Source organism: Pseudomonas sp. PS02303 (genome assembly GCF_029959925.1).
GTDB lineage: Bacteria > Pseudomonadota > Gammaproteobacteria > Pseudomonadales > Pseudomonadaceae > Aquipseudomonas > Aquipseudomonas mandelii.
In genome coordinates, this window is record NZ_JASCOM010000129.1 from 1 (window position 1) to 17,386 (window position 17,386).

The 17,386-nt window shown below is 58.8% G+C and carries 16 protein-coding genes and 2 pseudogenes; 11 read left to right on the forward strand and 7 right to left on the reverse strand.

What is annotated here, in order from left to right:
• Nucleotides 1–76: 76 nt before the first annotated feature.
• Nucleotides 77–2,011 carry an ATP-dependent DNA helicase RecQ gene (locus tag QMX98_RS22765; protein WP_282411413.1) on the reverse strand — a complete coding sequence of 645 codons (1,935 nt, stop codon included), beginning with the start codon at nt 2,009–2,011 and terminating at the stop codon, nt 77–79.
• A 259-nt stretch (nt 2,012–2,270) separates the two neighbouring features.
• Nucleotides 2,271–2,774 carry a polysaccharide deacetylase gene (locus QMX98_RS22770; protein ID WP_282411414.1) on the reverse strand — a complete coding sequence of 168 codons (504 nt, stop codon included), beginning with the start codon at nt 2,772–2,774 and terminating at the stop codon, nt 2,271–2,273.
• Nucleotides 2,775–3,044: 270 nt separating this feature from the next.
• Between QMX98_RS22770 and QMX98_RS22775 the strand changes: the two genes are divergently transcribed.
• The 5 genes and pseudogenes from QMX98_RS22775 to QMX98_RS22795 all read left to right on the forward strand — a co-directional run bounded on the left by QMX98_RS22775 (nt 3,045) and on the right by QMX98_RS22795 (nt 6,010).
• Nucleotides 3,045–3,308, forward strand: coding sequence for a hypothetical protein (locus QMX98_RS22775; protein WP_010464748.1), 264 nt, complete (start codon nt 3,045–3,047; stop codon nt 3,306–3,308).
• 88 nt (nt 3,309–3,396) lie between these two features.
• Entirely contained in the window at nt 3,397–4,524 is a 1,128-nt protein-coding gene (locus tag QMX98_RS22780) for a hypothetical protein (protein ID WP_145309111.1), read from the forward strand.
• A 446-nt stretch (nt 4,525–4,970) separates the two neighbouring features.
• Nucleotides 4,971–5,270: a hypothetical protein gene (locus tag QMX98_RS22785; protein WP_010464752.1), complete on the forward strand. Its 300-nt coding sequence runs from the start codon at nt 4,971–4,973 to the stop codon at nt 5,268–5,270.
• Between the two features lie 129 nt (nt 5,271–5,399).
• Nucleotides 5,400–5,555 (forward strand): annotated as a pseudogene (locus QMX98_RS22790) (YhfG family protein); the annotation flags it as partial.
• An 89-nt stretch (nt 5,556–5,644) separates the two neighbouring features.
• Nucleotides 5,645–6,010, forward strand: a complete 366-nt coding sequence (locus QMX98_RS22795; RefSeq protein WP_077747503.1) for a DUF1493 family protein — start codon at nt 5,645–5,647, stop codon at nt 6,008–6,010.
• Between the two features lie 130 nt (nt 6,011–6,140).
• Here the strand turns inward: QMX98_RS22795 and QMX98_RS22800 are convergent, their stop codons facing one another.
• Both QMX98_RS22800 and hslO read right to left on the reverse strand, forming a co-directional pair.
• Nucleotides 6,141–7,682 carry a phosphoenolpyruvate carboxykinase gene (locus QMX98_RS22800; protein WP_077747502.1) on the reverse strand — a complete coding sequence of 514 codons (1,542 nt, stop codon included), beginning with the start codon at nt 7,680–7,682 and terminating at the stop codon, nt 6,141–6,143.
• 182 nt (nt 7,683–7,864) lie between these two features.
• The gene (gene hslO / locus QMX98_RS22805) at nt 7,865–8,767 is read right to left on the reverse strand and encodes an Hsp33 family molecular chaperone HslO (protein WP_083375279.1); all 903 of its coding nucleotides are present in this window, start codon (nt 8,765–8,767) and stop codon (nt 7,865–7,867) included.
• A gap of 102 nt (nt 8,768–8,869) precedes the next feature.
• On the opposite strand from hslO, the pseudogene QMX98_RS22810 reads away from it, so the two are divergent.
• Nucleotides 8,870–9,091: pseudogene (locus QMX98_RS22810) on the forward strand (phosphoesterase); the annotation flags it as partial.
• Nucleotides 9,092–9,262: 171 nt separating this feature from the next.
• Here the strand turns inward: QMX98_RS22810 and QMX98_RS22815 are convergent.
• Nucleotides 9,263–9,670 (reverse strand): S4 domain-containing protein, encoded by a 408-nt coding sequence (locus QMX98_RS22815; RefSeq protein WP_282411415.1) that lies wholly within the window; start codon nt 9,668–9,670, stop codon nt 9,263–9,265.
• A gap of 116 nt (nt 9,671–9,786) precedes the next feature.
• On the opposite strand from QMX98_RS22815, the gene QMX98_RS22820 reads away from it, so the two are divergent.
• From QMX98_RS22820 to rimK, 3 genes are read left to right on the forward strand one after another with little or no spacing between them, the layout of a single operon-like run.
• The gene (locus QMX98_RS22820; protein WP_102593423.1) at nt 9,787–10,566 is read left to right on the forward strand and encodes an EAL domain-containing protein; all 780 of its coding nucleotides are present in this window, start codon (nt 9,787–9,789) and stop codon (nt 10,564–10,566) included.
• A 35-nt stretch (nt 10,567–10,601) separates the two neighbouring features.
• Complete coding sequence (locus QMX98_RS22825) at nt 10,602–11,063, forward strand: ATP-dependent zinc protease (protein ID WP_282411418.1); 462 nt, start codon at nt 10,602–10,604, stop codon at nt 11,061–11,063.
• Nucleotides 11,060–11,965 (forward strand): 30S ribosomal protein S6--L-glutamate ligase, encoded by a 906-nt coding sequence (gene rimK / locus QMX98_RS22830; protein ID WP_007949201.1) that lies wholly within the window; start codon nt 11,060–11,062, stop codon nt 11,963–11,965. Before QMX98_RS22825 ends, rimK begins: the two co-directional genes overlap by 4 nt.
• Nucleotides 11,966–12,016: 51 nt before the next feature.
• Here the strand turns inward: rimK and QMX98_RS22835 are convergent, their stop codons facing one another.
• Both QMX98_RS22835 and ompR read right to left on the reverse strand, forming a co-directional pair.
• Nucleotides 12,017–13,330: an ATP-binding protein gene (locus tag QMX98_RS22835; RefSeq protein WP_010464772.1), complete on the reverse strand. Its 1,314-nt coding sequence runs from the start codon at nt 13,328–13,330 to the stop codon at nt 12,017–12,019.
• Between the two features lie 101 nt (nt 13,331–13,431).
• Nucleotides 13,432–14,172, reverse strand: coding sequence for a two-component system response regulator OmpR (gene ompR / locus QMX98_RS22840; protein ID WP_010464774.1), 741 nt, complete (start codon nt 14,170–14,172; stop codon nt 13,432–13,434).
• 360 nt (nt 14,173–14,532) lie between these two features.
• Here ompR and QMX98_RS22845 point away from each other — a divergent pair, with 360 nt between their 5' ends.
• Nucleotides 14,533–16,857, forward strand: coding sequence for a Tex family protein (locus tag QMX98_RS22845; RefSeq protein WP_282411416.1), 2,325 nt, complete (start codon nt 14,533–14,535; stop codon nt 16,855–16,857).
• Nucleotides 16,857–17,240 carry a PaaI family thioesterase gene (locus QMX98_RS22850; RefSeq protein WP_282411417.1) on the forward strand — a complete coding sequence of 128 codons (384 nt, stop codon included), beginning with the start codon at nt 16,857–16,859 and terminating at the stop codon, nt 17,238–17,240. The genes QMX98_RS22845 and QMX98_RS22850 overlap by 1 nt, the downstream gene beginning before the upstream one ends.
• Nucleotides 17,241–17,386: the final 146 nt, after the last annotated feature.

The following is a 17,386-nucleotide window of genomic DNA, read 5'->3' on the forward strand; positions in this document are numbered from 1 at the left end:
CGTTAGTACATTCAACAACGACGTTGGCTGACAATCCGCTATCGCGAGCAGGCTCACTCCTACAGGGGGGCGCAGTTCAGCCTGCGAGATGTTGTTCAGCCCACACCCGCACATCGGCATACGGATAATTTTCCAGCGCCGCAAATCCCGATATCGAACGCGCCTTGAGCTTGGTAAACAGCGGCACGCTGATCCCGCACAAAAACCGCGTTACGCGTTCAGCCGACGGCACATTGCCGGTGTGCTGTTCATGCCTGTGGATAAAATCAACGCACAGCGCTTCAAAGTTTTTATCCACAAGCGCCGGCAATTCCGGCGGCGATGGCAGCCGCGCCACGTGCCCATGACACACCGAACAATGTCCACACTGACGAGGCGCGTTTTCATCGCCGAAGTACTCGGCCAGGCGATAGCCCAGGCAGTGGTCGGTGGCAAACAGATCCAGCATCGCGTGAATCCGAGCAATCTCGGTACGTTCGTGCTGGGTGAAATAGGCGTGCAGTTCGGCGCTCAGTGCCTGACTGTCGACATTCGCTTGCAGCAGGCTGTAGACCTCGGTCATCTGCTTGCTTTCCAGCTCGACCCAGCCTTTCTCCTGAAAATAATCCAGCGCCTTGACCACCCGGTTACGCTCGGCCTGATGCTGTTCATAGAGCGCGTCGAAATTCACCGTAGCCCAGGTCCGCGCACGGCTGGAAGTCTGGATGATGGCTGCAACGAAGTCTCTTCGCTCGCCCTCGAAGCGCGCCAGCAAGGCTTCCGGCTCTTGCAGATACTTGAAGCGGTATTCGGCGTAATAGGCGTAACGCGGAGCAATCAAGCCACGCAGCTCGAGTTGCACCAGCAAAGTCTTGAGCGGCAACTGGCGAATGTTGCTCTGGTCCGACAAGGGCCCCAACAGAAACTCCCACTGCCCCTCTGGCGCGGCAGCTTGCATCTCATCGAGCACACAACGAATTCCGTCCAGTTCCGGCGTGTCGCCGTAGACGAAGTTTTCCAGCACGTTGAGGCTGTCGCGATTGGCCAGCACCAGGCAATCGGATGGCTGCCCGTCACGCCCGGCACGGCCGATTTCCTGGCTGTAGTTTTCGATGGATTTGGGCAGGTCGAAATGCACGACGTTGCGGATATCGCTCTTATCGATCCCCATCCCGAAGGCAATGGTGGCGACGATGCAATTGGACTGCCCGCCCATGAACCGTTTTTGAATGGCTTCGCGTTGTTCGTGGGGCAAACCGGCGTGATAGGCCTCGGCCTGTATGCCGTTACGGCCCAGGTGTTCGGCGATGTGCTCGGCGGTTTTTTGCAGGGTGACGTAGACGATACTCGGCTGGCCCGGACGTTCGCTCATCCATTCGACCAGACGTCGGCGCTTGTCCTGACCGCGTACCGGCTCGACCAGCAGATTGAGGTTCGGCCTGTAGAAACCGGTGGTCACCACGTCTTCGGGTGCGATGGCGAATTTGGCCTCCATGTCCGCGATCACTTTGGGCGTCGCAGTGGCGGTCAGCAGCAGCGCCTGCGGAATGTTGAACTGGCGCTGGTAGTCGGGAAGCTTGAGATAGTCGGGACGGAAATTGTGGCCCCACTCCGAGATGCAGTGCGCCTCGTCCACCACCAACAACGAGATGGGCACCTGCTGCAGGAAATTGCGAAAGCGCTCGTTCTTCAGGCGCTCCACAGAGATCATCAAAATCTTCAGTTCGCCGGACCTGGCCCGGGCCATCACATCACTTGCGTCGTCCCGACTCTGGGCCGAATCGATGCTGCCCGCCGCAATACCGTGGCGCTGCAAGAAGGCCAACTGATCTTGCATCAACGCCAGCAGTGGCGAGACCACCAGCGTCAGGTGCGGCAGCAAAAGCGCCGGCAATTGATAACAAAGGGACTTGCCCGAGCCGGTGGGAAAAATCGCCGCTGCCGAACGCCCAGCCAACACCGCGCTGACCGCCGCCTCCTGGCCGGGTCGAAACTGTGGATAACCGAAAACCTGTTCCAGGGTGTTGTGCATAAGCTGTCACTCCGTTGACCGCTGCGAAGCCCAAAGCCTAGCCGGCAAACGCAGCGAGTCGAGAAAAGGTCGGGGACCAAAACGATACGGGATGATACAGCGGATGCAACCTGGACACGGCAAGGCATGAGGGTTGGGCAGCGTTCAGATCGCTATCGCGAGCAGGCTCACTCCTACAGGGAAATGCATTTCAAAATAGTGTGGGAGCGAGCCGCTCGCGAAAAGACCAGAGCAGTCTCCGCAAGACTTTCGAGAGCCCTCAGGGCACCAACACCGCCACACGCAATTGATCATTCAGCGCTTGCTCGTGAACGGTTTGGCTCTTGCTCACCCAAACCACATGGGCCGGGCTGATTTCCCCCGTGAACGCCGCCGCCAACTGACGCAAATCGGCGACGCTTCGCACGCGAGGGCAGAAGGGTTCGCCGTCGCAGTTCTGACTGGCGCCGCGGTAGGTGATCAGTAACCGATCCCACAACCCGTCACGCACTCGCCTGACCGACTTGAGCTTTACATCCTGCACGCCCAGTCGCTGTTTCAGACTTTGTTCGTCGAGCATTTCGCTGGCCAGCAGCGCCTTACCGAACATCAACACTTCGGCGCGGGACGCAGTGTCCACATTGGCCTGGCTTGTCATCGCATCTGGCCAGCCGGTGCGATCCATATTGGCGAGGATCAAAGAGTTATCCGTGTCAGCTGCGCCCGCCAAACGACAAACACCTGCCCACAGCAACAAAATCGAGGCCATACGTAGCCATTGCATACCTAATTCCCTTTAAGCATTGAACAGACGTTTTCGAAACGTCCTACAGATTCTGGCGCGCACCATACAGAGGATTGCTGCGCTGCGCCTGACAAACACGTAGGAAATTCGACTTCTAGGGGATTTGCTGAAAAAAGCCTCGGGGTACACGTAGGCAAAAAGCCACAACGCAAGTAAATCCCCTACAAATCCCGTCCATTTTCGCTGTATTGCGACGCCAGGAAGTACGCCTCTATAGTTTGCGTCGCCGCTGAAAACAGGACGGACCTCATGCAAGACCGCTATCGCCCGCTCAAAACCCGCTACAGCGAATCGCCCGTGTTGGTCATCGACACCGAGGCCGACCCTCACGAAATCCTCGACGCCGCCCACCAACGTCTGCGCGCCGCCAGCGACCTGCTCGAAACACTTTACTGCCTGTGCTTCAAACAGGCGGATGTGAAGGATATTCCTCACATAGTGAATGCACTTTATTTATTAACGCAGGACGGCTGCGAACTTCTTGAAGTTGCAAGACAACGAACAGAACTTTAAAAACACAAATACAGAAACAACTAACTTCTTCAACTTGCAAATAACAAACACTAGTCTGCAAGCTCTTAAACCCATCAAGAGCACTACAATGACTACATTAACTATTTTCTTCTGCGGCACCGGTTCGACCAAATTCGACAACCAGAACCCGACTTACTGGAACGGCGAACTGGTCTCGACACTGGCTTCCCATCACGGCGGCCGCGAATTTGCCGAATGGATCGTGATTGACGGCCCCGGCACCAGCAACCTGCAAGCCGACGAGCTGTTCACCAAATCCGGGGACTACGGCCTGAGCGGCACGCTGTTCGGCAAGGGCTGGGAAGAAAACGTCAAACACGCCATCAACATCATCAAAGGCAAATGCGACTGGGAACGTGAAAAATTGACCGAGGCTGAATACAACCGTCTCAAGGCTGCCGGAATCCCTATTGAAGATGTGATCGTCGAAGGTTCCTGGTTGTGGCGCAAGTACAACTACGGCGACCGCAGCGTGACCCAACAGAAGTTACAGGAACAGATCATCAAAACATTCCGCAAGGACGGCGTTATTCCAACCAACGTCAACTTGGTAGGCTGGAGCCGCGGCGGCATTAGTTGCCATATGCTGGCCAATGCCATGTTCAAGGACAGCGCACTGAAGAACATCCCGGTGAACATCTTTGCGATAGATCCGGTGCCGGGCATCGGTAACTTTCAGGAAGAAAAAGTCAAACTGAATGCCAACGTAAAAGAATACGTTGGCTTCTACGCCCGGGACGAACGCTCCAAAGGCTTCAGCTGCGTCATCCCGCAAACGGCCACCGGCACCCGCACTCACATCTACCCGATGCCCGGCCGCCACGGCACGCTGGTCGGCAACGCCGCCGCCGATGGTGTCAGCGGCCCTAAAGCGCTGGCCGAACCCGGCCTGATCGTCCGCCACTTTGCCGAAGTGTGCTTGAAACGCTGGGGTGTGCCGCTGAACAAAACCACCAACCTGACCCCGACCGACCTGCAAAACCACCACAACGCGATGGCCAGCGCCGCCGCGAAATACAAAGCGATGGAAAAGTGTTCGTACACCTTCTTCACCGAACTGGACCAGGGCGAGCGCTACGTTTCGCTAGGCAGCAACGGGGTCAAGTTCTCGGCGGTGAGAGGCACGATTTACGCGCCGGCGACTGGGTTGACCACTGGCCTGCAGGATGTGGCGGCTTATCAGCATATTGGTTAAGTGATGGGTGTGGGAGCAGGTTCAGGTCAACCTTGATGATTCACGCCGAGCATTTCTGATGAGGACGCGATGAGGCTGATGGCGAAAAAACGCGAGAAATTGCGCCGCGGAAAATTCCTATGGAAAGGGCCTAGCCAAGGTTCGGCCAGGTCCTACAAGCGGAGACTCTTTGTCGTCTATCGCTGCTTGATGGCTCGTATCTATAGTCGTGACTGTCGCTGACAAATCAGCGACCGGGCTTGGTCACCCGATGGAATACATAAACGCGTCCGTTGTATGCTGCCGGCACTCAAGTGTCTGCACGCTATATGGTGGCTGTGTTTGGGACGCCTTTAGGCGTGCCGGCCTTTATGGGTTCCAACGGTTGACCAACCCGAACACAGTCCGCCTCCATCGCTTGGTCACGATGGTAGTGGCTTCATCTAATGCATTTGAGAATACATAAAATGAATACATGGAACCCGTCCACAACCGATCGCTACCTACCACTGCAAACCAACCTAACCGATTCCCCGCCCCTGATCATCGACACAGAGGCCAACCCCCAGGACATCCTCGAAGCCGCCCTCCAGCGCATCCGAGCCTCCAGCGACCTCCTCAAAACCCTGCACTGCGTTTGCTTCAAACACGGCGACGTCGAAGACATCCCCCACATCACCCACGCGCTCTACCTCTTGGCCCAGGACGGCTGCGACCTGCTCCAAGTCGCCCAACAACGCATGATGGGCTGGAAAGCACCTGCCTGACGCCGAGTGAAAAGATCGTTCCCACGCTCCGCGTGGGAATGCCTCCACGGACGCTCCGCGTTCGGCTCTTGGGACGCAGAGCGTCCCGGGCTGCATTCGATCAAGCCTTCAACGCCTGAGACAATCGTGATGTCTGAATTAACGTTCAAACACAAACAAGCGCACTACGAAAAGGTGTGCCGCTCTAATTACCTGGCCAGTCTGCATCTCGCTGGTTTCGACACATCACCGGCAGACCTCGACAAACCACTGCCTACGCGAGAAGAAGCGCTCGCCAAATACCAACAAGACAAACCGTCACAACCCGCTCCCGCCCTTCCCCACAAGCCTGCCGATCAATAAGATCCATCCAAGCCCAACCGGACACCCCCGCAATGAACCTCTCCCCCAACTTCCCCGACGACCAAGTCATGCACCTGCTCATGCAGCTGTTGCACGAAGAGCTCGGCCTGCCCGAACGCAAAACCATCAGCCTCACCACCTCGATCAACTTCGACCTGGGCTGCAATGGCGCTGATGCGCGGCATTTGATGGAATCGCTGGAACAACAGTTCGGGATCGACCTCGATGACTACGACGCCTATCGCTACTTTCAGCCCGAAGGGTTTGATGTGCATCTCAAGCGAAAGGCAAAGGGTCGCGGTGACAAAATCCCGCTGACCATCGGCATGCTTTACCAAGCGATCAAAATGCAACGGTGGGATACGCAGCAACTGGAAGGCATCGAGCCCAACACATAAGTGCCATTATTCTGGTCGTTTAGCGCCAACACAGCTGGAATATTGGCAGTTGTGAGTTGGATGGTGAAACCAAACGCCCACAAAAAAGCCGCCCTCAAAGGGCGGCTTTTTCATTCGCTAAATCCAAGCCTTACAGCTTAGGACCCGCAGCCTTGATCGCGTCGCTCACTTCAAACTTCTTGAAGTTCTCAACAAACAAACCAGCCAGTGCTTTCGCCGCTTCATCGTAAGCAGCCTTGTCAGCCCAGGTGTTACGTGGGTTCAACAGGCCAGTCTCAACGCCTGGCACTGCCAACGGCACGTCCAGGTTGATGGTGTCGAGGTGCTCGGTTTCTGCACCGATCAACGCGCCGCTCTGGATCGCTGCAATCACGCCACGAGTGGTCGGGATGTTGAAGCGTTTGCCAACGCCGTAGCCGCCGCCGGTCCAGCCGGTGTTGACCAGATAAACCTTGGAGCCGAAGCCGCGGATGCGCTTGATCAGCAGTTCTGCGTATTCGCCGGCCGGACGCGGGAAGAACGGTGCGCCGAAGCAGGTGGAGAAGGTCGACTTGATGCCGCTGCCGGAACCCATTTCGGTCGAGCCCACCAGTGCGGTGTAGCCGGACAGGAAGTGGTAGGCCGCTTGTTCTTCGCTGAGGATCGAGACTGGCGGCAGTACGCCGGTCAGGTCGCAGGTCAGGAAGATCACAGCGTTTGGCTCGCCACCGAGGTTCTTCTCGGAACGCTTGGCAACGTGCTCCAGCGGGTAAGCGGCGCGGCTGTTCTGGGTCAGACTGACGTCGGCGTAGTCGGCGTGCTTGGCATCGTCGATTACGACGTTTTCCAGGACGGCGCCGTGCTTGATGGCTTTCCAGATGACCGGCTCGTTCTTCTCGGACAAGTCGATGCACTTGGCGTAGCAGCCGCCTTCGATGTTGAAGACAACGCCTTCGCCCCAGCCGTGTTCGTCGTCACCGATCAGGTAACGGCTTTCGTCGGCGGACAGGGTGGTTTTACCAGTGCCCGACAGGCCGAAGAACAGGGTCACGTCGCCCGCTTCACCGATGTTGGCCGCGCAGTGCATTGGCAGCACGTCGGCAGCCGGCAGCAGGAAGTTCTGCACCGAGAACATGGCTTTCTTCATTTCACCGGCGTAACGCATGCCGGCGAGCAGCACTTTCTTCTGGGCGAAGTTGATGATAACGCAGCCGTCGGAGTTGGTGCCGTCACGCTCTGGAACGCACTCGAAGTTGGCGACGTTCAGAACTTGCCACTCTTCACGACCGGCCGGGTTGTACTGAGCCGGGTTGATGAACAGGCAACGACCGAACAGGTTCTGCCAAGCCGTCTGAGTGGTCATTTTCACGGCCAAGTAGTGCTCTTCAGCCGAACCTACATGGACGTGGGAAACGAAATGTTCTTGCGCGTTGTTGAAGGCCTCGACGCGGTCCCACAGGGCATCGAACTTGTCGGCCGGGAACTTGCGGTTGATCGGGCCCCAGGCAATGGCGGCCTGAGTGGACGGCTCTTCAACGATGAAACGGTCGACTGGCGAGCGGCCGGTACGGTGACCGGTGCGAACAACCAGTGCGCCAGTGTCGGCAAGCTCGCCTTCACCGCGATTCAGAGCTTCTTTTACCAGATCATCAACACTCAGATCGGTGTACACGGCGTTATTGGCTTGCGTCATGAGATTCCCCGTCGGCCAGTGGCCGAGTGTGCTCCAAACGTTTTGTAGTAGAAAGTCGTGCACTACTACCGCGACAAAAAGTGGGCCGGATTATGCCAGAAACGCCCAAAAATAGTAGGGCCCTCCCGTCAGAACGGCGTTATTCCGGCGCTATCCAGTGAATTTACCTGCGCTGAACCGTTTTAGTGCCGGGTATCTGACGGTGTCTCGACACCCGCACCGGCGAACAATTGGGTGATATCGGCCGCGTCAAACAGGTAGCGCTGGTTGCAGAACTGGCAATCGATCTCGATGTTGCCGCCGTGCTCGATGACCAGCGCCTGCGCGTCTTCCATGCCCAAACTGACCAGAGCATTGGCCGAACGTTCTCGCGAGCAGCTGCAACGGAAACGCAATCTCTGCACATCGAACAGGCGCACCTGTTCTTCATGGTAGAGGCGATGAAGCACGGTTTCGTTGTCCAGGCTCAGCAATTCGTCGGCGGTCAGGGTGTTGCCCAGCGCGGTGATGTGCTGCCAACTGTCCTCGCGTTCTTCCTGGTCTTTCAAGCGGTCGGCAGGCAGTTGCTGCAACAACATGCCGCGGGCGCGACGGCCATCGGCGTACAGCCAGAACCGGGTGCCAACCTGTTGCGACATGACGAAGTAGTTGGTGAAGCACTCCGACAGGGTTTCGCCATCCAGGTCGACAATGCCTTGGTAACGCTGACCCTGAGTGGGGTCGACGGTCAGTGCCAGCACGCCATTGGGCATCAGGTCGGCGAGGGTCGCGTCGGGGGCAATCCGGTCGGCTTCGTAACGGGCCAGGCCACGGATTTCACGCTCGCTGGAGCACTCGATCATCAGCAGCGGAATCGGACCGTCGGAACGGGCCTGTAGAATCAGCAAGCCATCGAACTTCAACGTGCCGACCAGCAACGACGCAGCCGCCATCAGTTCGCCGAGCAGTTGCGCGACCGGCTCCGGATACGGGTGTTTGGCGAGGACTTCAGCGTAACTCCGTTCCAACGAAACCAGCTCGCCGCGGGTGTCGCTGTCATCGAAGATGAAGCGTTGGGTGTAGTCGGTATCCGGTAGATCGGTCATAGGTCTGGGTTCTGAAGTAATGACAAAATGGTTACAAATCGTGAAAATTGCGCCTTTGCAGCACCACTTTGGTGCGCGACGTTCAGCCATGGGAGGCATTTTATGAACAATCCGGGTTTGTTCCAAGCAAGGTGGAACCTGCGCCGGTTGGCTCTGTGCAATTTCGTGCCTCTGGCGCTGCTGGCCTTTTGGTTATGGCCTACGGGTCAGATGCTGTGTGTGATTTTCGACGAGTGGCTGTTTCATCTACTGAATGCGCCGCTGGCCAGCAACCCGATATGGCTACGCATCTGGGCGATTGCAAGTCTGCGCCCATCCGATGTGGGGAGTTTCGCGGATGAGTGTGGTGCTTAGGGCCTGCTTTTTGTGGTGCTGCCGGCGAGTGCTGCGCACTCGATCGCGAGCAGGCTCACTCCCAGAAAGTTCTGCGCTATACCTGTGGGAGCGTGACTTGCCCGCGAAGACTTCAGCCCAGACGACACAGAAGCATCTACCTCACTCGTCGTTACTGCTCCCACGAAACTTGAACAAATCCCGCCGCTGTTTCTTGCTTGGCTTGCCATCGGTGCTCATGCCCAACGCGCCCGCCTTGCGCATGGCCGCAGCTGCTTCGCGCTTGGCGATGCTGGCATCGGTTTCCGCATACAACGTCTGAGCCTCTGGCGCGCCACGGCGCACAATCGATAGCGCCTGAACCACCACCGTGCGTTCCTCGAACCCCACACGAATCTGAAACTCGTCGCCCACCCTCGGCTCCTTGCCCGGTTTGCAGCGCTCACCCCGGCAATGCACCTTGCCGCTTTCAATTGCCGCCTTGGCCAAGGCACGTGTTTTATAAAAACGCGCGGCCCACAACCACTTATCGAGACGGACCTTGTCGTCCTCTTCGTTTTTTGGTGCCACTGGAATTCCTCTTTCAGCCCATAGTCGGAACTGTACTACCGTTTCTGTCGGGCGCAAGAACTCGGCCCCCCAGATAGACTGTGATCTTGGCCGGCTCACCGGCATGGAGTGATCGAGTGACTATATTCCCGTCTTCATTGACCTCGCCTCAGGGCGGTTGCCAGGGCTGCCAGCAAAGCGAGCCGCTGGGCTTCGATTTTTCTTTTGCCTACCAACCGATCGTCGATCTGCGCGACCAATCAGTTTTTGCTCACGAAGCGTTGGTGCGTGGCATTGCCGGGGAAGGCGCACTGTCGGTGCTCGACCAGGTCACCGAGGAAAATCGCTACCGCTTCGACCAGCTCTGCCGGACCCGCGCCATTGCAGGAGCGGCCAATCTAAACATGCAGACACACTTGTCCATCAACTTCATGCCCAACGCCGTGTACCGCCCGGAGCTGTGCATCCGCACCACTCTGGAAGCCGCGAAAACACACAACTTCCCCATCAACCGGCTGATTTTCGAAACCCTGGAAAGCGAGCACGTAGATAACTATCGCCATTTGACTAATATTCTGCGTGAATACCGCGAATTCGGCTTCAAGACCGCCATCGACGATTTCGGCGCGGGCTACTCGGGGCTCAATCTGCTGGCTGATTTCCAACCGGACCTGATCAAACTCGACATGGCACTGATCCGCGATGTCGATCGCGACCGTGTTCGTCAGGCGATCGTCCGAGGGGTTGTCACAATGTGTGCGGAGTTGAACGTTACAGTCATCGCCGAAGGCATCGAAAGCGCCGGAGAACGGGATTTCCTGGCGGACTGTGGAATATTTCTGATGCAGGGTTACTGGTTCGCCAAGCCTGCATTCAAAGCGTTGGCCCAGGTAGCACCTGAGGCCTGGACGCGTTAATCGCCGGTTTTTTCCTATTGAAGACATTTGACCATTTGACCGTTATCGGTCTGCGCGAGTGGGTGGCGCTCCCGGATCTGGGAGTCGCGGGCCTGCGCGCAAAAATCGACACCGGCGCCAGCACCTCAAGCCTGCATGCCACCGACATCGAGCCGTTCGAGCGCGACGGTGAAAGCTGGGTGCGCTTCACCGCGCACCTGGGCACGGTAGTGCAGTTGCGCCATCGACGCTGCGAGGCGCCACTGGTGACGCGCAAAACCATCAAAAGCTCCAACGGTCACGCTCAGATGCGTTACGTGGTCAGCACCACACTGGCCCTGGGTGATCGGGTATGGCGGGTCGAATTCACCCTCGCCTGCCGCAAGTCCATGCGTTATCGCCTGCTCCTCGGCTCCAAAGCCCTGATCGACGGCCAACTGGTGGTCAATCCGGGTATCAAATATGTACAAGACAAGCCGGTGTTCCCGGTATCTACCTCTTCCACAGGTGTTTCATGAAGATCGCTGTGCTGTCGCGGAACCCGCGTCTGTATTCCACTCGTCGTCTGGTCGAAGCCGGTACCGAGCGTGGACATGAAATGGTGGTGATCGACACCCTGCGCGCCTATATGAACATTGCCAGCCACAAACCGCAGATCCATTACCGCGGCAAGCCGCTGGAAGGTTTCGACGCGGTGATCCCGCGGATCGGTGCGTCTGTGACGTTTTATGGCTGCGCGGTGTTGCGTCAGTTCGAAATGATGGGGGTTTTCCCGCTCAATGAATCGGTGGCCATCGCCCGTTCGCGGGACAAACTGCGGTCACTGCAATTGCTCTCGCGCCGCGGCATCGGCTTGCCCGTCACCGGGTTTGCGCACTCCCCGGATGACATTCCCGACCTGATCGACATGGTCAACGGCGCACCGCTGGTGATCAAGGTGCTGGAAGGTACGCAAGGCATCGGCGTGGTGTTGTGTGAAACGGCGACGGCGGCAGAGTCGGTGATTGAGGCCTTCATGGGCCTGAAGCAGAACATCATGGTTCAGGAATACATCAAGGAAGCCGGGGGCGCGGACATTCGCTGCTTCGTGGTGGGCGACAAGGTGATCGCGGCGATGAAGCGCCAGGCCAAGCCTGGGGAGTTCCGCTCCAACCTGCATCGCGGTGGCAGTGCCAGCCTGATCAAGATCACCCCGGAAGAACGCATGACCGCGTTGCGGGCGGCCAAGGTCATGGGGCTGGCGGTGGCGGGCGTGGATATCCTGCGTTCCAATCACGGGCCGCTGGTGATGGAAGTGAACTCGTCGCCAGGGCTGGAAGGGATCGAGACCACCACCGGGAAGAATGTGGCGGGGATCATCATCGAGCATCTTGAGAAGAATGGCGGGCCGAATATGACGCGCACCAAAGGCAAGGGCTGACCCACCGAGCATTCCCACGCTCTGCGTGGGAATGCTTGGAGTAGTCAGCTGTTAAACCGCATCCCGCGGCAACATAAGCCCAAGCGGCAACCGCACCCGAGCTTCAAGCCCGCCACCCGGCCGATTGCGCAACTCGACATTCCCGCCATGCATCGAAGCGATCCGCTTCACGATGGCCAGTCCAAGTCCTGTCCCCTTCCCGCCCCTGGCACGATCACCCCGGGTGAACGGGTTGAAGATCGCCTCCAGTTCCGACGGATCGATCCCTGCCCCACGGTCCATGACGCTCAGCACCACGTACGGCGCGCTGGTATCACCGGAGACATAAGCCGCCACCTCAACCCCGCTGCCAGCATGGTGCAACGCGTTGCCGATCAAATTGTTCAGCAACCGCTTCATCGACACCCGACGCAAGGGAAACGCCTGGATCGGCTCCAGGCGCAGACGCACTTTTTCTTCGTTCTGGTTATACGGCGCAGCGACTTCACGAACCAGGTCAATCAGGTCCACTTCCTCGACAGACTCGTCACGACCATCGCGGATAAACGCGAGGAACTGGTCGAGGATCGCGTCCATGTCTTCGATGTCACGCACCATCGCGTCGGTGAGGTCGTTGTGGTCGCCCATCAATTCCAGGGACAAGCGCAAACGGGTCAGCGGTGTACGCAGGTCGTGTGACACCCCGGCCAGCATCAGCTCGCGCTCGCGACCGGCCTGCTCAACGTCTTCAGCCATCTGGTTGAAGGCGCGATACACCTCGGTCATCTCGCTCGGCGTGTCACTGATCGGCAGGCGCACGCTGCGCCCCTGGCCGAGTTGCCGTGCGGCATACACCAGACGTTTCAAGGGTTGATTGAGCTGGCTGACGAAGATCCACGCCGAGGCGGTGGACAGCAAGCCGATAGCAAGGAACCAGCCGAGCACGTTCCAGATTTTCTGGCCGCGCAACGGATGCGGATACAGCGGCACTTTCAGCCAGCCATCGCCCAGGCTAGGTGCCCGAACCCACAGGGCCGGCGGTGAGTGCATGCGTAATCGAACTTCGGTGTCGGCACCCAACTCAGCCTGCATCTGACGCTGATAGATCTCGCTGTAAGGCCAATGTTGCTCGCCTTCCGGCACACCCGCGCCCACGACCCTGATCAGGGTGGCAGCATCAGCGATTTTCTCTCGGTTCTTTTCATCAGCGGCCCAATAAGCGCGCAGCGTCAGGGCGACACCGTGGCTGTATTGGCGGTCCACCAGCACGTCTTCGTTCATCAACAGATAAACCAGGGTCAGTGCCTTGGAAAACAGGACGACGATCAGCACCAGCCACAGGGTGCGGGAGAAGAAACTCTGGGGGAACCAAACGGGGGTTTTCATGAATAACCGCTACACACTTGCAGGAGCGAGCGATGCTCGCATATTGCGGATCGCGAGTCTGCGGACGATTGTCCGCAAGACCCGCTCCTACAAATCGCCGATCACTTGGTGGCGGCGCCATCCGGAACGAACACGTAGCCCACGCCCCAGACCGTCTGGATGTAACGCGGTTTGGATGGGTCAGGCTCGATCATCCGGCGCAGACGGGAAATCTGCACGTCGATGGAACGCTCCAGGGCATCCCATTCACGGCCACGGGCCAGGTTCATCAGCTTGTCGCGAGTCAGTGGCTGACGCGCATTCATGACCAAGGCCTTGAGCACCGCGAATTCACCGGTGGTCAGCATGTGCACTTCGTCACCGCGCTTGAGTTCGCGGGTGGCCAGGGACAGTTCGTAGTCACCGAAGGTCACGCTTTCGTCTTCGCTGCCCGGTGCGCCCGGCACAGGTGTCGACTGACGGCGCAGGACCGCTTTGACACGGGCCATCAGCTCATCCGGGTTGAAGGGCTTGGCCAGGTAATCGTCGGCGCCCAGTTCCAGGCCCTTGATGCGGCTCAGCTCATCGCCCTTGGCGGTCAGCATGATGATCGGGATCTGATTGTTCGCCGTGCGCAGCCGGCGGCAGGCGGTCAGACCGTCTTCGCCGGGCAGCATCAGGTCGAGGACGACCAGGTTGAACACTTCACGCGCCAGCAGGCGATCCATTTGTTCGGTGTTCGGCACGGCGCGGGCGCGGTAGCCCTTGCTGACGAAAAAGCGTTCCAGCAGGCTGCTCAGCCCTGGATCGTCGTCAACAATAAGAATTTTTTCGCCTTCAGCATTGTTTGCAGTGCTGCTCATTGGATGCTCCTTTGATCTCGGCGCGCATTATGGCGTAGCTGCCGTTATACGCACCGTGTGCATTGTTAGCAGATTTTTCCTTCACTGCCAGAAATCCGGCCCTCGCGCTAATGCCTGCGATGCCCCTGAATGATAGAACGCTGGTTATAATGCGCGGCCTTTTGTGTCAGGCAACGTCTGATCACGGCTACAGGTGGCCGCTTTTTATTTTCATGGCGCCGGCAGTCATTGTTCGATTTCACGGGTCAACGGGATACCTGTTGATCCAGGTAGCGGCGCACGCCAGGCCGCTCAACCAGACTCGCCGAGCCTTTATCCCTGCGCCTGCGAGCCTGCTTTCACAATTTGTCAGGTGGTTTTATGGACAGCATCAACAGCCGCATCGCCGAGGAACTCGGTGTACGCCCACAACAGGTCGAAGCGGCCGTCGCGCTACTCGATGAAGGCTCTACCGTTCCCTTCATCGCCCGTTACCGGAAAGAAGTGACCGGCAGCCTCGATGACATCCAGTTGCGTCATCTGGAAGAGCGTCTGCGCTACCTGCGAGAACTCGACGAACGGCGTATCAGCATCCTTGCCAGCATTCAGGAGCAAGGCAAGCTGACCCCGCAACTCGAACGCGACATCAAACTCGCCGACACCAAGACCCGCCTGGAAGACTTGTACTTGCCGTACAAGCAGAAGCGCCGCACCAAGGGCCAGATCGCCCTGGAAGCCGGCCTCGGCGAGCTGGCCGACGGCCTGTTCAACGACCCGACCCTGACGCCAGACGCCGAAGCCGCACGCTTCGTCGACGCCGAAAAAGGCGTGGCCGATGTGAAGGCGGCCCTCGAAGGCGCCAAATACATCCTGATGGAACGCTTCGCCGAAGACGCCGGCCTCCTCGACAAGCTGCGCAGCTACCTCAAGCAGGAAGCGACCCTCAGTGCCCGCGTCATCGCCGGCAAGGAAGAGGAAGGCGCCAAGTTCCGCGACTACTTCGAACACGACGAACCGCTGAAAAGCATGCCGTCGCACCGCGCGCTGGCGATTTTCCGTGGCCGCAACGAAGGCATCCTGAGTTCGGCGCTGAAAGTCGGCGACGAGCTGCCGGGCACCATGCACCCGTGCGAAGGCATGATCGGCCAGCAGTTCGGCATCCAGAGCCAGAACCGCGCCGCCGACAAATGGCTGGGCGAAGTGGTGCGCTGGACCTGGAAGGTCAAGCTCTACACCCACCTCGAAACCGATTTGCTCGGCGAACTGCGCGATGGCGCGGAAACCGAAGCGATCAACGTATTCGCCCACAACCTGCACGACTTGCTGCTGTCGGCACCGGCCGGCCCGCGTGCCACCCTGGGCCTCGACCCGGGCCTGCGCACCGGTTGCAAGGTCGCCGTGGTCGATTCCACCGGCAAGCTGCTGGATCACGCCACGGTTTACCCGCACGTACCGCACAACAAATGGGACCAGACCATCGCGATTCTGGCGGCCCTGTGCGCCAAGCATGCCGTGGACCTGATCGCCATTGGCAACGGCACCGCCAGCCGTGAAACCGACAAGCTCGCCGCTGAGCTGATCAAAAAATACCCAGCGATGAAGATGACCAAGGTCATGGTCTCCGAAGCCGGTGCATCGGTTTATTCGGCGTCGGAACTGGCTTCCAAGGAATTCCCGGACCTCGACGTGTCGATCCGTGGCGCCGTGTCGATTGCCCGCCGCTTGCAGGATCCGCTGGCCGAACTGGTGAAGATCGATCCGAAATCCATCGGCGTCGGCCAGTACCAGCACGACGTGTCGCAGCTGAAACTGGCGCGTGGCCTGGATGCCGTGGTCGAGGACTGCGTGAACGCCGTGGGCGTGGACGTCAACACCGCCTCCGTGGCGCTGCTCGCCCGCATCTCCGGCCTCAACGCGACCCTGGCGCAGAACATCGTCAGCCACCGCGACGAGCACGGCGCGTTCAAAACCCGTGCGGCGTTGAAGAAAGTCGCTCGTCTGGGCGAGAAAACCTTCGAACAGGCGGCCGGTTTCCTGCGCGTCATGAACGGCGACAATCCGCTGGATTCGTCGGCGGTTCACCCGGAAGCCTATCCGCTGGTGCAGCGCATTGCCGCTGAGACCGACCGTGACATTCGCTCGTTGATCGGCGATGCGAGTTTCCTCAAGCGTCTCGACCCGAAGAAGTACACCGACGAAACCTTTGGTCTGCCAACGGTCACCGACATTCTGCAAGAGCTGGAAAAACCGGGCCGTGACCCGCGTCCGGAGTTCAAGACCGCCGAGTTCCAGGAAGGCGTCGAAGACCTCAAGGATCTGCAACTGGGGATGATCCTCGAAGGCGTCGTCACCAACGTGACCAACTTCGGCGCGTTCGTCGACATCGGCGTGCATCAGGACGGTTTGGTGCACATCTCTGCGCTTTCAGAGAAGTTCATCAAGGATCCGCGCGAAGCGGTAAAGGCCGGAGACGTGGTGAAAGTGAAGGTCATGGAAGTCGATATCCCGCGTAAACGCGTGGGTCTGTCGATGCGCATGAGCGACACCCCGGGCGAGAAAATCGACGGCGCTCGTGGTGCACGTCCGGGGTCGGCGCCACGCCAGTCCCAGAACAACGCACCGCGTAAGGAAACCACGGCGGCGGCCCCGGCCAACAACGCCATGGCATCGTTGTTTGCCAACGCCAAGCAGTTGAAGAAACGCTGATGGAGATCCCTGCCGGGCTGACCGAAAGCGCTTTTTTCAAGCTGCTGGGATGTCGCTTGCACAGTCTGGAAGCCGGGGTGGCGCAAGTCGCCCTGGGGCTTGCGCCAGAGCTGCGCAATCGCGGCGGCAGGCTGCACGGCGGGGCCTTGTTCAGTCTGGTGGACATTGCCATGGGGCTGGCCTGTTCCAGCACCCACGGCTTTGACCAGCAGAGCGCGACCATCGAGTGCAAGATCAACTACATTCGCGCCGTTTCCGACGGTGAAGTGATGTGCACGGCGCGGGTGATTCACCCGGGCCGGCGCACGCTGGTGGTCGAAGCCGACGTGATGCAAGGCGACAAACTCGTCGCAAAAGCACAAGGCACGTTCGCTGTCCTGTAGCTAGAAGTCATCGATTTGAGTTAATTTCGGCGCTGTGACTGCAGCGCCGAAGTTTCCTGTGGGAGCGAGCCTGCTCGCGAAGGCGATGTATCAGACAACATCAATGTTGACTGACACGCCCTCTTCGCGAGCAGGCTCGCGCCCAC

Bases quoted from the DNA above. Each gene is read 5' to 3' on its own strand.
- QMX98_RS22765 (WP_282411413.1), bottom strand. From the start codon at position 2,011: ATGCACAACACCCTGGAACAGGTTTTCGGTTATCCACAGTTTCGACCC.
- QMX98_RS22770 (WP_282411414.1), bottom strand. From the start codon at position 2,774: ATGCAATGGCTACGTATGGCCTCGATTTTGTTGCTGTGGGCAGGTGTT.
- QMX98_RS22775 (WP_010464748.1), top strand. From the start codon at position 3,045: ATGCAAGACCGCTATCGCCCGCTCAAAACCCGCTACAGCGAATCGCCC.
- QMX98_RS22780 (WP_145309111.1), top strand. From the start codon at position 3,397: ATGACTACATTAACTATTTTCTTCTGCGGCACCGGTTCGACCAAATTC.
- QMX98_RS22785 (WP_010464752.1), top strand. From the start codon at position 4,971: ATGAATACATGGAACCCGTCCACAACCGATCGCTACCTACCACTGCAA.
- QMX98_RS22795 (WP_077747503.1), top strand. From the start codon at position 5,645: ATGAACCTCTCCCCCAACTTCCCCGACGACCAAGTCATGCACCTGCTC.
- QMX98_RS22800 (WP_077747502.1), bottom strand. From the start codon at position 7,682: ATGACGCAAGCCAATAACGCCGTGTACACCGATCTGAGTGTTGATGAT.
- hslO (WP_083375279.1), bottom strand. From the start codon at position 8,767: ATGACCGATCTACCGGATACCGACTACACCCAACGCTTCATCTTCGAT.
- rimK (WP_007949201.1), top strand. From the start codon at position 11,060: ATGAAGATCGCTGTGCTGTCGCGGAACCCGCGTCTGTATTCCACTCGT.
- QMX98_RS22835 (WP_010464772.1), bottom strand. From the start codon at position 13,330: ATGAAAACCCCCGTTTGGTTCCCCCAGAGTTTCTTCTCCCGCACCCTG.
- ompR (WP_010464774.1), bottom strand. From the start codon at position 14,172: ATGAGCAGCACTGCAAACAATGCTGAAGGCGAAAAAATTCTTATTGTT.
- QMX98_RS22845 (WP_282411416.1), top strand. From the start codon at position 14,533: ATGGACAGCATCAACAGCCGCATCGCCGAGGAACTCGGTGTACGCCCA.
- QMX98_RS22850 (WP_282411417.1), top strand. From the start codon at position 16,857: ATGGAGATCCCTGCCGGGCTGACCGAAAGCGCTTTTTTCAAGCTGCTG.